Annotated in this window: 12 protein-coding genes; 6 read left to right on the plus strand and 6 right to left on the minus strand. The window is 60.9% G+C overall.

The genetic code is table 11. The features are described from left to right. Nucleotides 1-54: 54 nt before the first annotated feature. From HCZ23_RS02855 to HCZ23_RS02870, 4 genes are all read right to left on the minus strand, one after another. Nucleotides 55-879: a sulfotransferase gene (locus HCZ23_RS02855; RefSeq protein WP_167600161.1), complete on the minus strand. Its 825-nt coding sequence runs from the start codon at nucleotides 877-879 to the stop codon at nucleotides 55-57. Nucleotides 880-1,003: 124 nt separating this feature from the next. After that, on the minus strand, nucleotides 1,004-2,185 hold the full coding sequence (locus HCZ23_RS02860; protein ID WP_167600162.1) for a glycosyltransferase family 4 protein: 1,182 nt from the start codon (nucleotides 2,183-2,185) through the stop codon (nucleotides 1,004-1,006). A 1-nt stretch (nucleotide 2,186) separates the two neighbouring features. Further along, the gene (locus tag HCZ23_RS02865; RefSeq protein ID WP_167600163.1) at nucleotides 2,187-3,185 is read right to left on the minus strand and encodes a glycosyltransferase family 2 protein; all 999 of its coding nucleotides are present in this window, start codon (nucleotides 3,183-3,185) and stop codon (nucleotides 2,187-2,189) included. Continuing rightward, the gene (locus HCZ23_RS02870) at nucleotides 3,179-4,393 is read right to left on the minus strand and encodes a glycosyltransferase (RefSeq protein ID WP_167600164.1); all 1,215 of its coding nucleotides are present in this window, start codon (nucleotides 4,391-4,393) and stop codon (nucleotides 3,179-3,181) included. The genes HCZ23_RS02865 and HCZ23_RS02870 overlap by 7 nt, the downstream gene beginning before the upstream one ends. Nucleotides 4,394-4,586: 193 nt before the next feature. Here HCZ23_RS02870 and HCZ23_RS02875 point away from each other — a divergent pair, with 193 nt between their 5' ends. Further along, nucleotides 4,587-6,017 (plus strand): polysaccharide biosynthesis/export family protein, encoded by a 1,431-nt coding sequence (locus tag HCZ23_RS02875; RefSeq protein ID WP_167600165.1) that lies wholly within the window; start codon nucleotides 4,587-4,589, stop codon nucleotides 6,015-6,017. Between the two features lie 23 nt (nucleotides 6,018-6,040). On the opposite strand, the gene HCZ23_RS02880 is transcribed toward HCZ23_RS02875, so the two are convergent. Continuing rightward, the gene (locus HCZ23_RS02880) at nucleotides 6,041-6,991 is read right to left on the minus strand and encodes a glycosyltransferase family 2 protein (protein ID WP_368487274.1); all 951 of its coding nucleotides are present in this window, start codon (nucleotides 6,989-6,991) and stop codon (nucleotides 6,041-6,043) included. A 150-nt stretch (nucleotides 6,992-7,141) separates the two neighbouring features. Here HCZ23_RS02880 and HCZ23_RS02885 point away from each other — a divergent pair, with 150 nt between their 5' ends. The 5 genes from HCZ23_RS02885 (at nucleotide 7,142) to HCZ23_RS02905 (ending at nucleotide 12,526) form a co-directional block, all read left to right on the plus strand. Further along, nucleotides 7,142-7,957: a family 16 glycosylhydrolase gene (locus tag HCZ23_RS02885; RefSeq protein ID WP_217703106.1), complete on the plus strand. Its 816-nt coding sequence runs from the start codon at nucleotides 7,142-7,144 to the stop codon at nucleotides 7,955-7,957. A 3-nt stretch (nucleotides 7,958-7,960) separates the two neighbouring features. After that, nucleotides 7,961-8,935, plus strand: coding sequence for a glycosyltransferase family 2 protein (locus HCZ23_RS02890; protein WP_167600168.1), 975 nt, complete (start codon nucleotides 7,961-7,963; stop codon nucleotides 8,933-8,935). A 43-nt stretch (nucleotides 8,936-8,978) separates the two neighbouring features. After that, complete coding sequence (locus HCZ23_RS02895) at nucleotides 8,979-10,178, plus strand: Gfo/Idh/MocA family protein (RefSeq protein WP_167600169.1); 1,200 nt, start codon at nucleotides 8,979-8,981, stop codon at nucleotides 10,176-10,178. A 384-nt stretch (nucleotides 10,179-10,562) separates the two neighbouring features. Beyond that, the gene (locus tag HCZ23_RS02900; protein WP_167600170.1) at nucleotides 10,563-11,528 is read left to right on the plus strand and encodes a glycosyltransferase family 2 protein; all 966 of its coding nucleotides are present in this window, start codon (nucleotides 10,563-10,565) and stop codon (nucleotides 11,526-11,528) included. Beyond that, nucleotides 11,525-12,526, plus strand: coding sequence for a glycosyltransferase (locus tag HCZ23_RS02905; RefSeq protein ID WP_167600171.1), 1,002 nt, complete (start codon nucleotides 11,525-11,527; stop codon nucleotides 12,524-12,526). The genes HCZ23_RS02900 and HCZ23_RS02905 overlap by 4 nt, the downstream gene beginning before the upstream one ends. A gap of 21 nt (nucleotides 12,527-12,547) precedes the next feature. On the opposite strand, the gene HCZ23_RS02910 is transcribed toward HCZ23_RS02905, so the two are convergent. Continuing rightward, nucleotides 12,548-13,549, minus strand: a complete 1,002-nt coding sequence (locus tag HCZ23_RS02910) for a sulfotransferase (RefSeq protein ID WP_167600172.1) — start codon at nucleotides 13,547-13,549, stop codon at nucleotides 12,548-12,550. Between the last annotated feature and the right edge of the window lie 28 nt (nucleotides 13,550-13,577).

A 13,577-nucleotide genomic window follows, 5' to 3' on the forward strand; every position in this document is an offset into this window, starting at 1 on the left:
GAACAAGGCCTTTAGGCCGCCGTGCGGTCGCAGGTGATCATCCCACTCTACACCCTACCGAAACTCGCTCTGAAATGCCGCCCATTTCGGTGCGAAATCTGCCTCCAGACGCGCCCGCGTCTTGGGCGGCAGTTCGGATGGCACTTTGAGCGGCTTGCGCAGCAGTTTCTTGCCCATGGCGATCACTCCCTTGGGCATCAGCATGTTCAGCCGGTCGTAGTATTTCCACTGCCTGAGCCGCGCCAAAAGTGCGCCGTCCATGCCTTGGTTCTCGCGTTTGTGCAGCGCCTGTTGCTCAGAGAGCGCCGCCAGTGCCGTCTCGGACGCATCGACGCCCAGAAATTCGAGCACCTGCGCATGCACCGCATCCTTGTCGGCCTTGTAGTCGTCCAGAAACAGCACCAAAATCTGATCGTCGGGGAAATGCTGGCGCAGGGTCTCGACCGTCGCGCCATAGTCGCTTGTGCCGACGATCTCCGGCCATTTGTCGAGGGCCTCGTCGATCGGCACCACCTCGCGGGCGTTGGACAGCATCTGGACGTAATGGCTTTCGATCCGGTCAATCGGGTTGCGCACCATCATGATGAGCTTGGCGTCTGGGATGGTGTCGGCGATCCGCTCCGCCGTGCGTTCGACGCAATGGGACATCGCGTAATCCGGCGTGCCCTCCATCAAAAGCGCACCGTCCGGCGCAGGGGCAAAGAGGCTTTTGTACCACTCCATGTCCCGTTTGGTGAACAGGTCGTTGAAGAAATGCGTTTCCTTCTTGGGATACATGTAAATGTCAGGGTGTCGCATCAAGGCACCGCAAAGCGTGGTGGTGCCGGATTTGGGGGTGCCGATCACGATGGCATGTGGAAGGTCGCGTTTCTTGTCCATAGGGTGCATCTCCTAAAGCGTTTCTCAAAAACTTGAAGCACTCAATTTTTGAGAAACGCAGCAATATCAATTCAGTGCGGCAAGGTTTTTCGCTCAATCTGAAACAGACTAAACGAAAAACGTTTTAGGGGGTTAACTCCTGAACGTGGGGGTGAAGCGTGCCACGATGGGCGGCCAGCGCGCGCTGGGCCATCTCATGCATGACGGCGGGCGGTTCAACGAACGTGTCGCGGGGCAGGGTGGCCAAGGATCGGCGCAGCTCCAGCATCGGCGAAGGATCATTCAACAGGTGCTGGACCAGCGGAATGAACTGCGTTTCCACCGGATCGCCCACGATCAACCCGATGCCATGATCATGCAGCCATGTGGCGGTCTGGGTGCCCTCGGGCGCGAAAGCCGGCACGCCGAAATAGCCGCCCTCATAGACCCGGTTGGGCAAAAGCCACAGCGAGTTGAACCCCGCCTCATACCAATCCCCGGCCCAGACCAAATCGACTTCGCCGTAAATCTGGTTCAAATCCTCGGGCGCCTTGTAGCGGCCGTGATAGGTGATGTTGGGGAAGTCTTTGATTTCGCCTTCGAGATCGGGAATGACCGAGAGCGCCGGATAGCCGCGCAGCACGATCTCGACCGCATGGGGGAAATGCCGGGCGAGGTCCTTGAGCAACTCCAGCGAACGCCGACAGCGCAGATTGCCGAACCAGCCGATGCGCAGCCGCCCCGGAATATGCGGCAGCGCGTGTTCGGGGCGGGGCCCGAAGGCGTCGCCCTCGATCAGCCGGTTCTCGATCAGCATGTGCTGATAGCGCCCCGGATAGTAGCGCCGGAAATGTTCCTCTTCGAAGCGGGGCGAAGACACGACAATCAGATCGCTGGCCTCCACCAGCCGTTTCTCGAACTGCCGAAACGCCTTCGCGGACAGAGCATCCCCCGCCAGACGGTGGTGAATGTCGAGACATTCATAGACCACGGGCACGGAGCTCTTCATCAAGCGGCGCACCCTGAGCGCGGTCGCAAGCATGTCGAGATTGCGCGCGTAGAACAAATCCGCGCGGTCCAAGGTGGCGCGCTGGGCGAGCGCGGTTTTGGCGCCGGTGAAGATGGATTTGACCCGATGCACATAGTCATTGTCGTGGGTCTCGCCCAAATCGACCCAATCGAAGGGCACGGGCGTGGCCTCGCCGCGTCGGGGCATGAAACCGGTGACCTCAAAGCCTGCGCGCTGCATCGCGATGGCGCGGCGGCGGACGGCGGAATCTTTGGCGTTATGGCCGAAGAAAGCGATATGTTTGATCTCATCGGACATTTTAGCGCCCCGCCTTGCGCGCTTGGACGAGGCCAACCAGAAAGCCGATCCCCCAAGACGTATGCATCGCCGCCAGCGCCGGAAGCGCCACAAGACCGCAAAGCGCCTGATGCTTTTGCGCCATGAGGATCGCAACCCAGCTCAGGAGCAGCAGATAAAACAGAGGCCAGATCAGCCCCAAAAGACTAAACGGCAGGATCAAAAGCGACAGCGCCAGCAACAGCACATGCACCACCGGGATCATCTGACGCCGCGCAGGAATATCGCCATGTTTCAGACAGTTGCGCGCCCGCCCGACACCGTATTTGTAATACTGCCGCCACAGCCCGCGCAGGCTGTCTCGCGGGAAATAGCCGATGCGAATGCTGGCATCGAGCCAGATTTTGCGCCTGGATGCGATGAGGCGGCGGTCGAACTCGGCGTCCTCATTGGCGATGAAACTGGTGTCATAGCCTTCTATGGCGCGAAAGGCATCGAGACGGAACGCGGCGTGGTGGCCATGCTCGACATAGCCCGATTTGACGCCACCGCGATGAGGTGAGCCGCCTGCGCCAAGCTTGCTGTCGGCGACAAAAGCCAGACCACGGCGGAAACAATTCCCTTCCGCCACGGCATCCATCGGGATCACGATGGAGGCGATGTCCGGTTGGCGATCCAACTCGGCGCTCAGGCGCGAGATGAAATCGGACGGGTAGGCGGCATGGGCGTCACAGCGAATCGCGATGTCATAGCCATCGAACTCCGGCGCCAGAAGCATGTTCATCGCATGGGCCTGGGTGCGCTTGGGGTTGTGCCGCAATTCGACATTGGGAAACCGCTTCGCGACCTCTTCGACGATCCCCTGCGTCCCATCAGTGGAGCCACCATCGGCCACGATCACGCGGGCCTGCCCCGCCACCGCGTCCTGCGCCAAAAGCTGGGTCAGTACCGCTTCGATATGTTGCGCTTCATTGAGGGTCGGGATCAGCACGATCACGCGCTGGGGCGGGGTCTTTACCATGCGTAGGCCTCCAGCGGCAGCCTGTCGCGTTCCGTGAGCGTCCGTCCGGTGGCGGTCGGGATCGACCAGGGCGGCTGCGCGGCCAAAAACGCGGTGATAGCCAGCACCTCTGAGGCATTTCTATTGGCAAGCGCCTCGCGCAGCCGCCAGACCGCGCCACGTGACAGCGTGCGGGCCAAGGATTTGCCCGCAGTCGCACGTTTCGAAATGTCGAGAATGCGCTTGCGTGTGGAGGCCTCGAAAAGCTCTTGCGCGCCATGTTTGCCCGCCACGGCCCGGATCGCGATTTGGCATTCCTCGGGGCTGAGCGCCAGTTCGGGACGGATCAGCACGGCCGCTTCGAAATCTTCGAGGGCCTGGTCCCAGTCGCGCCGCCGGGCATAGACCGCGCCGCGTTGCAACAGCGCCGCGCGGCTGCAAAGCTCCGAGGAGTCGCCGTCGAACATCGCTTCGTACAATGACAAAGGGATGCGGTCGCGCAGGCGTTCAAACACGATTTTGTCGGCATTGCGCCACACGTCTTCCGAGGATTTCGCGGCATGGCGTTGCCAGGCGGGGCCACGTTCGCCGTCGTGTTTGCGTTGCAAAAACACCGTGTCCTCGATCACCTCCGCCGGGTAGCGCGCCATCAGTCGCACCGTCATGTCGTAATCGATCGAGCGCGCCAGATCGACGGAGAAGGGCCCGACCTTGTCATAACAGGCGCGGCGCACCAGTGTGGCGTTCTGGAAAAAGAAGATGTCTTCGAGCACATGTCGCAGCGGGCTACCGGAGCTGAGATTCGGCCAATAGCCCGCGTCGCTCAGCTCTTTCTCGCCGGTCTCGGGCGCGGTGGAAAACCGGTTGTGAGCGCCGGCGGCCAGACCGACCTCGGGCTTTTCATCCAGAATTGCAGCCAGTTTTTGCGTCGCATCCGGCAGTGCGATATCATCATCGTCACAAATCCAGATATACTCCCCCTGAGCCAGCTCCATGGCCTGATTCAATGCGGCGGACTTTCCGGCATTCTCTGCGCGCCGATAGTCGATCCTCGCTCCATCATTGCGCAGAAAGGGGGCTATGATGTCGGAGGTGTTGTCTGTTGAGCCGTCATCCCAGACGATGATCTGCGAGACTGCCCGTTTTTGCAGCAAAATCGCCTCGATCGCCTCGGCGAGAAGGGCCCCGCGATTAAAAGTTGGTACAAGCGCGGTAATTTGCGCAACCATAACAGTGTTCCCCCGTACAACATGACCAAGTGGTCTCAGCTTGTACTATGCTGAAAAGGTGACAAAGATGCATCTTCTTGCTCCTACGATAGTTCGTCAGACGCACAGGGGGCGTGTCGCAACGGTGCCGTTGGGCATTTTCTGTGCGTTTTTGATGTCTTTGCCTGCAATAAAGCCGCTTTCGGCCCAATCTGTGGGCGTTTGGACGGCGGCACAAGAGGATGTGACGGGCGATATGTCCCTGACGGAGGCGCCGAATCCCGCGGGGCTTTCGATGGTGTCCTCCAATAAAGAGACTCAGAAAGGGTTTCTGGGCATCGGCGATCAGGTTGCGCTGAGTATCGTCATTTGGGAAGACTCGGAGTTGGAATATCGCCAGTGGGAGCCGGTCTCGGGCACTTATACGGTCTCCGCCGAAGGCACGCTGACCCTGCCGCTGGTGGGCTCTCTTCCGGCGGTGAACATCTCGCGCGAGGAGCTGAGCCTTGAGATCGCCGGGATTTTGCAGAATCGCGCGCAGATGGTCGAAACGCCCGTCGTCACCCTCAACATCGATGCCTATGCGCCGTTTTTCGTGCTGGGCGATGTGGCGCGTCCTGGCGAATTCGAGGCCCGGCCCGACCGCACCGTCTATCAAGCCTTCGCCATGGCCGGCGGCGCGCCGCGTCTGGCGGGCGGGCTCGACAGCAATGTGCGCAGCCTGATGATCGACAGTGGCACGCTGTCGCAACTGCGCCGCGAAATTTTGCGCGCCGAAGTCTCCGCCGCCCGCTACCGTGCGATGCGCGACGATGCCGAGACCCTTATCTTGCCCGAAGATGTCACCCATCCCGACGGCGCCGCCGCGCTTCAACGGGTGATCGAGGGCGAGCAACAACAGTTGAACGCACGGCGTGAGGCGAAAGCGCTGGAGGTTGAGAACCTCGAGGGGTTGAAAGAGCTGTTGAACACCGAGATTGCGAGCCTCGAGGAAAAACTCGACGGGCTCTCGACCCAGATCGATCTGGCGCAGGAGAACCTCGACAATATGCTGTCTCTGAAAGAAAGCGGGCTGGCGCGGTCTGTGCAGATCCGAGACGCGCAGGAATCGCTTTTTGACGTGGAAAGCCAGCAGATTGACATTGAAACCGCGATTTTCCGCGCCCGCCAACGCCATCAGGAGGCCGAACGCGATATTCTGGCGCTGCGCTCTCGCGACAAGGTCGAAGCCGCGCGCGAGCTTCAGGCCTTGCAAGGCGAGATCGAAGAGCTGCGCCTGCGCCGCGAAACCTACGGCGCGCTCGTGGAGGCGGCGGGGGGCGAATCCTCGACGCTGATGGATCAGGTCGCGACCTTTTATTTCCTGACCCGCAACGGCGATGCCGCAGGCGAACAGCGCGTGGAGCCGGACACGTTGATCGGACGCGGCGACGTGCTGCGCGTTGAGCGTGTGGTGCTGGAGGGCGACGATCTTCCGGAGGTGTTATCTGAGGTCAGGCCTGCGATCCGCTCGGAGGTGCAGGGAGAGGGTCTGCCCGAGACACAGCCCGAGACACAGGTTGTGACATCGGAACACAGATCGGAGCATGAGGCGAGCCTCAAAGGGCCGGGCGAGGGCATCCGGCCGATGTTGCGGCAGGAATAATTTACCCGCGTCTTATCCGCCCGTTATCCGCCCGGTAGCCGTTTTCGGACGGATTCCGAGAGTTTCGTCATCACCAGCTTGCGCGCTCTGGGGTTCGTCGCGCAGAGTTTTCCGGCGGCCATGATCTGACGGTTTTTCAACCGGGTCATCACCACCTCCGCCGCCATCAGCGTCTCAAGATGCGTGCGGCGGATGTCGATAATCTGGGCCAGACGCTCCGTGCGGGTGTCGGCGCCGGGGGCCAGAACCTTGGCCGCAAATTCCGCATCGGCCGCCAAAAGCGCCTCGATATATTTCGGCGGTACGGTGGCGGACAGCGACCCTTCGGCTTGTTGATAGAGGTAATCCGGCTCGGGCGAGATGATCACCTTGGCGCCTTCGGCAATCGCGGCGGCGATGATGTGATAATCCTCGCTGTTACGCAGCGCGGGGTCATAGCGCAGCCCGGTTTCCATCAGATATTCGCGCCGGAACAAAGGCTTGAGATAGCCCAGACATTTCTCGCCCGCCGTCATCTGGTTGCCGGAGAGGTAATCTTCGAGTGTCAGGTGATGCCGCGGGTCCACCTCGGAGGGTGTCAAAAACACGCCGCCATTCACCGGCACGCCGTGGATGTCGACACGGGTGAAATTGCCCAAGACAATATCCGCATCCGCCGCCACCGCATGGTCCAACATCGTGGACAAACGTCCCGGCACCATGTCGTCATCGGCGTCCAAAACGGCGATCCAGTCGCCCGTCGCCGCCTCGATCGCCCGGTTGCGCGCGACGGACGGCCCGCCGTTTTGCGGCATCTGAATATATCGAACATCCGGGAAATCCCGCATGATTTGAGGGGTTTCGTCCGAAGATGCATCGTCGACGACAAGGATCTCCGGCGTCAAACCGGATTGCGCGCGCGCCGATGCTATAGACTTGGGCAAAAAACGCGCTGCGTTATATGCCGCGATCATTATTGTGGTCTGCAGGTTCATGAACGCTTCCCTGCCTGAACAGCTGTGTTAACCTCTTACTCATGTTCATTGTTAGGGTTCCCCCGTATGTCAGACAATCTGTACTTTCATTCTGACCGTAAAATCTTGCGTTCCTGCCTTATAATGTCGCTTTTTGCAGGCGCCGCCTTGGTGTCTCAGAGGGCGATCGCGCAAGAGGCGCCCGAGTTGCAGGGCAATCTTCCGCCCATTGGTGGATTCTTTCAGCTGTTCGAAACCGAGGCCGATCTTGGGGGATTCTACCTGTCGGATTTCGATTTCGGCGGTGAGACCATGGTCACCGGCTATCGCCGCGACCGGATTGCCTATGATGCCGAGACCAAGGAGGTCATCCTGAGCCTCTCGCCCGCGCCGGACGGATCGGAGAAAACCTTTTGGGGCGGCGAGATTCAGCGCGACGGAGGGCACGGTTATGGCGATTACGAGGTGGTGATGCAGCCTGCGAAAGCCGAGGGCGTGGTCTCGTCTTTTTTCACCTATACCGGCGGGGCATTCGGCGATCCGCACCATGAGATCGACATCGAATTTCTGGGCAAGGACACCACGGGCCTCTATGCCAATATCTTCGTCGATGGCGAACAAATGCCGGGGCGGCACATTCCGCTGGGCTTTGACGCCTCGGAGGGGATGCATCTTTACCGTTTCGAGTGGCGCCCCGAGGGCGTGCGCTGGTTCGCGGATGGCGAAGAGATTTTCTACGCCGCGGCCTCTGAGACCGCGATGCCGCAGTTTCGTGGCAAGCTTTTCGCCAATATCTGGGCCGTCGCGGAATTGCAGGAGCCCTGGGCGGGCGAGGTCGATCCCGACACCAATGTCAAAGCGCGCTATGGCTGCATGTCCTATGTGCCTCTAGGGCGGGGCGGGTTGCAATGTCAGGACTTCGGTCCCTGGACGACGATGGATGCGACCACGACGGAGACGGCCCCCGAGGGGCATGAGGAGGGCTGACCCGTGGTCGAGACCGCAATGATCGACGTCTCTGTCATCGTGGCTGCCTATAAATGTGTTCCGACGCTGGAACGTGCCGTGCACTCCTCCCTTGATCAGCCGGGGGTGGCGGTCGAGGTGATCATCGTGGACGATGCCTCGCCGGACGACACGTTGGATTTGGCGCGCAAATTGGCGGAGGCGCATGACAATGTAATCGCTTTGACCACGGGCGTGAACAAGGGCCCGTCAGGCGCGCGCAACATGGCGCTGGAGATTGCAAAAGGCACCTATGTCACCGTGCTCGACAGCGACGATTTCATGGAGCCGGGGCGTCTGGCGCGTATGATGGAACAGGCTCGCGCCTTGCAGGCCACCATTCTGGCCGATGACCTCTATAAGGTGATTGAAGGCGATGAAGAGGGCCCGCGCACGCGGCTGCTGAAGCTGCCGAAATCTGGCGCGGACAGCTTTGCGGTGGACCTGGCGGAATTCACACGCGGCAACATGACGAGTTACAATGGTGCGCGTGGTGAGATGGGGTTTCTCAAGCCTCTGATTTTGCGTGAGTTCCTTGAAGAGCATGGCCTGCGCTACCATGAGGACATGCGGCTCGGCGAGGACTTCGCGCTCTATGCCGAAGCGCTCGAGGCAGGCGCTACGTTTCATATCGTGCCGCCCGGTGGATATTTCGCCGTGGTGCGTCCGGAGTCTTTGAGCGGCTCGCATGGCGCCAAGGATTTGGGCGCTTTGGCGCATCGGATCGGTGCCCTGCGCGATGCGGCGACCGGGCCGACGCGCGACGCGCTTGAGGCGCTTTGGATCGATACCATGAAACGCTATAGCTGGGCGCGGCTGATTGATGCGGTCAAAGCCAGGAATGTGGCCGAGATTGCGTCCTGTTTTAATGCGCCCCCAAGTGTTTCAATTCATTTATTGTCATGCCTTGGCGAACAATTTGTCCTGCGCACCAGTAGATTACTTGGTCGGAATGCCTAAATAGAGGTGTGGGTTGGTGAAAAAGTGATGGAGGTTCTGCGTCGTGAGCGCTGAAATTCGATGGGGTATCGTGGGCGCGGGCATGATCGCGCGGCGTTTCGTGACGGACATTGCCTTGTGCAGCGACAGCCGTCTGGCAGGCATCGCCTCGCGCGCCTTGGATCGCGCCGAAGCGCTGCGGGATTTCGCCGGTGTCGCGCCTGAGAGCTGCCTCTGTTTTCAAGGTTACGAAGAGATGCTCGCCTCGCCCGAGATCGACGCGATCTACATCGCGCTGCCCACCGCCCTGCATGCCGAGGCCACACTGGCCGCGATTTCCCATGGCAAGCCGGTGCTCTGTGAAAAGCCTCTGGCGATGAACGCCGGCGAGGTCGAAGCCATCGCCAAGGCCGCAAAAGAGGCAGGTGTGCCGGTGATGGAGGCGGTCTGGACCCGCACTCTGCCGAATGTGCTCGAACTGCGTCGGCGTCTCGATGCAGGTGAGATCGGTAGACCGCTGCACCTCAGTGCCACGCTGGGATTCCCGGTTGATGACAGTCCCAACAAAAGCGTGGCTGAGCCGTCTCTGGGGGGCGGCGTGATCCGCGATCTGGGGGTCTATCCGATTTCTCTGGCTCAGTTTTTCCTGGGGGATCTCTCTTACAGCGCCTCGGAGGTCCGCTATTCGGCGCGCGGCACCGACCGCGATATGTCCGCGGTGCTGCGCGGCGGTGCGGACGGCTCTTGTCTTGTGACCCTCTCGGCCTCGCACAGCGGGCAATTGCCCAATCGGTTGGAGATCACCGGCACCAAGGGGCGGTTGTCCCTCGATGCGCCCTTTCTCTGCGGGCTCGGCGGTCGGATCATGCATTTTGCGGAGGTGACGGAAAGCGCGGAGGCGCCGGTCACGGCAGAGCCTGCGAACAGCACACCGAAACCTGCTCCGCCCCGCAAACGCGGTCTCAAGGACAAGCTGAAACAATCCTCCTTCGGGCGTGTGCTGCGCCGGATTGTCCTCGACCGTGTGCGTCTCGAAGGGACACAGATCGGCGCGGTCTACGAAGGCTCGGGGCTGCAATTCCAGATCGACGAGTTCTCCCGCATGCTGCACCGGGGCGAGACTGAATGCTCTCTTATGCGCCTGTCGGACAGCCTCGCGGTGGCGCAGCTTTTGGACCGGATTTCGGGCGGAAAAACGCCGGAAACCATCCGTGGGCTCAATCTCACACAAGCACCGACGCACTCCGCCATGCCCTCCGAATAAGGGCTTTGTCGCGCTGTAGTGCCTCCCCAAAACGTCTCAGGCACCCTGGCTGGGTGGGGCGTCCATGTGGTATTTTTGCGTTTTGCGACGTCTGATTGGCTGCGGATTGGTCGTGCCGTGCCGGTTTGCGCCCAATTTATGGGCTTTGGCATGCCTCTGCAGAGCCCGTTTCGATCTCCGTTAGGGCGCGGCCAAAAACTGTCGTATCTTTGAGATTGTAGCGCGTTAGACTTCTCGAAAGCGATGTCGAGAGGGATTTCGGCTGGTATTTTTCGTGTTGCGCTCGGGCATGCCGGGCTTGGCGCAACTCTGGTATGGTGTTCTCGGCAAGGGGGATAAGCGTTTCGAAAGCGGCCAGGCCGCCTCGGCACGCGGGTGTGGGTGATGAATAAAGAGACTTTCAAATATGCGCGTGGAAGCACGACGGCGGACAGTTGCCTGATCTCCATCGGGATTTGCACGTTTCGGCGGCCGGAACTGTTCGAAACCCTGACCTCGATTGGCAATCAGATCGTGCCGGATGGCTACACCATCGAGGTGATCGTCGCCGACAATGACGATGTTGCGAGGTTGGGCCCCAAGATCGCCGTCGCCGCGCAGGACACCGGCCTCAACATCCGCTACCGTCCGGCGCCCGCGCGCAATATCGCGATTGCCCGCAATGCCTGTCTGGAGGCTGCCGAGGGCGAAGCGCTGATTTTCATCGACGATGACGAAACCGCCGATCCCGGCTGGTTGGAGAATATGATCCGCTCCTGGCGACGCTCGGGCGCCAGTGTCATTTTCGGGCCGTCCTATGCGATCTACCCGGAGGAGACGCCTGAGTGGATGGTCGAGAACGACGTGCATTCCAACATTCCGTTGGACCGCGACGGGGTGGTGGAGACCGGCTATAGCTGCAATGTTCTGCTGGACTTGCGCAACGCCCGCGTGCGCGAGGCGCGGTTTGACGAGGCTTTTGGGCGCACCGGCGGCGAGGACACGGATTTCTTTTTCCGCCTGCACCGTCAAGGCGTCGATATGGACATCACCCTGGACGCCACCGTGCGTGAACCTGTCGCCGAGAAACGCATGTCGAAAGACTGGGTGATGCAGCGCCGCTTCAGCACCGGACAGGCCTATGGCCATTGCGTGACCTCTGCGGGGCGCAATGCGCCTCTGGCGGAACGGCTGGGATTGGTGCTGCGCTCCGGCGCCAAGAGCGCCTATTGCACGCTCAGGGCCGGGCTGACGATGTACCGCGAAAGCCAGTATCGGTTCTGGATGATGCGCGGCATGTTCCACGCCGGTGTCGCGCGCGGGGCCTGTGTGCCGCCGCGGACCCATAATTATGGGGGGGATGAGGCATGAGCAGCGCGCCCCCGAAGACCATTGCCCTGTTCTACGATGGCTACGAGGCCCAGGCCAATGACGCCCCCTTCGGGCGCACCCGGTCGCATGTCCGAAGCACCCTGCGTCAGGCCTATCGCCGCGCCAAGAACCTGCAACCCTACACCGGGTTCTACACCGCCTTTCTCAACCTCAAGCGCAGTCTTGAGGCCAGCGGGGTCACCATCCGGCTCAATGATTTTTCCTATGCCCGCGCCAATCCGACCATGCCCGTGGGGCTGACCGGGTTCCGCACGGTCTATGACAAGGTGCGGCTGCCCAACCCGGCGATGTTTGGTCCCGGGGAGGTGCCGGACCCGGACGATGCGATGCGTGTGGTCAAGAATTGCAACCTTAAGATCGTCACCCAACCCTCTGAATGGTATTGCCAAATCTGGCGTCCGGTTTTGGGCAATCGGGTCAAGCCGATGTTCGTTGGCCTCGACACAGACAACTGGCCCGATCTCTCGGGGCAGGACAAGGACATCGACGTGCTGATCTACGACAAGATCCGCTGGAATTACGATGAGCGCAAAGACGACCTTTTGGACCCGCTGATCGCGCATTTGGAGGCGCGTGGGTTGAGCTATCACATCCTGCGCTACGGGTTTCACCATCTGGGACAGTTCCGCGGCGCGCTGGCACGGGCGCGGTCTATGGCGTTTCTCTGCGAACATGAAACCCAGGGGCTGGCCTATCAGGAGGCCATGTGTTCGGGCGTGCCGATTTGCGCCTGGGACGAGGGGCATCTCGTCGGTCCGCACGATCTGTCGATTGCGCCGCCGGGACTTGAGGTCTCGTCTGTGCCCTATTTCGATGAACGCTGCGGGGTCCGGTTCAAACAGCCGGAGCTGGTCGAGGCCTTTGATCGGTTCTGGGAAAATCACGCGGGCTATGCGCCGCGCGATTATGTCTGTGAGAACCTGTCGCTGGCCGCAGGCGCAAAGCGCTATCTGGAGCTGTTCCAGACGCTTGGTTGAGATTGGTGGTTTGGGGGCGCTTTACTGCGCCGCCATCCTCTCGTCTTTCGGCGGCGTCGCGGGCGACCAGGACGACCAGACCTCCGACAAATCCCGCTCCAAAAGCGCGTCCAGTCCCGCATTGCGATCCGACAACAGGCGCGAGAGATAGCGCGCGGTCTCGGGCTTCATCTCCGGCGGGCGATCGGCGGTGAGCAAAAGCGGATTCACTTTGTGGAAATAGAATTGATACAGCCGGTTGGCGAGTTTCTCCCGCAGGCCGGTGTCGCGCCGCATATGCCCCATATAGCGCAACCGCGACACGCGCCGCCCGACCAGGGCGTTGACCCATTGCATGAGCTTCGGCTTGCCCGGATAGCTCGTCTTGTTGAACCACAGCTCATAGCCCTCAAGTGAAAAGGGCTCGACGCCGATGAACCGCGCGATGCCGTCCATCACCGCCTGGCGGTCGGTTTTGAAGTCCTCCAAAAGCACGATATGCACCCGGTCGCGGCCCAACACGTCGATCCATTGCTGCAAATGCGGCGCATAGGTCGAACCCGCCACGATCTGGGGCAGGGCGGTCAAAGCGCCCTCGAATGACGTGGTGACCCGCATCATCTTCATCGCGTGCCAATACTCGGAATAGGCGCGTTTCACCGGGTCGCGGAGCATGAAGATAACCTTCGCCTCCGGCAGCCGCTGTTTCACCCGATGCGCCACCATCGGCGAAAACAGATAGCGCGTGCTGTCCTCACCCAAGAGCGCCATATCGCCCAAAGCCGCATATTTCGCCCGATACCAATCGCGGGTCTCGGCGTTCTCTGGCGACGGGTCGCGGTAATCGAGCCGCCCGCCGCGTTCGAAAAACAGGTCGGGCCAGTTGAACGGGTCGTCGGCGTCGAAGTAGTTCACCTCATCCGTGGGAAAGGCGATCTCCGGGTGTTGATCGAGGATGAAGTGCAAAGAGGTGGTGCCGCATTTCGGCGCGCCCCCGATGATGAAATCTGGCTGGGGCGGGCGTTTCATCTCGGGGCTGGTCATCGTTACGCGTCACTCTCTTTGAAAAAGG

The sequence above is a fragment of the Celeribacter sp. HF31 genome (assembly GCF_011806455.1).
Lineage (GTDB): Bacteria > Pseudomonadota > Alphaproteobacteria > Rhodobacterales > Rhodobacteraceae > Celeribacter.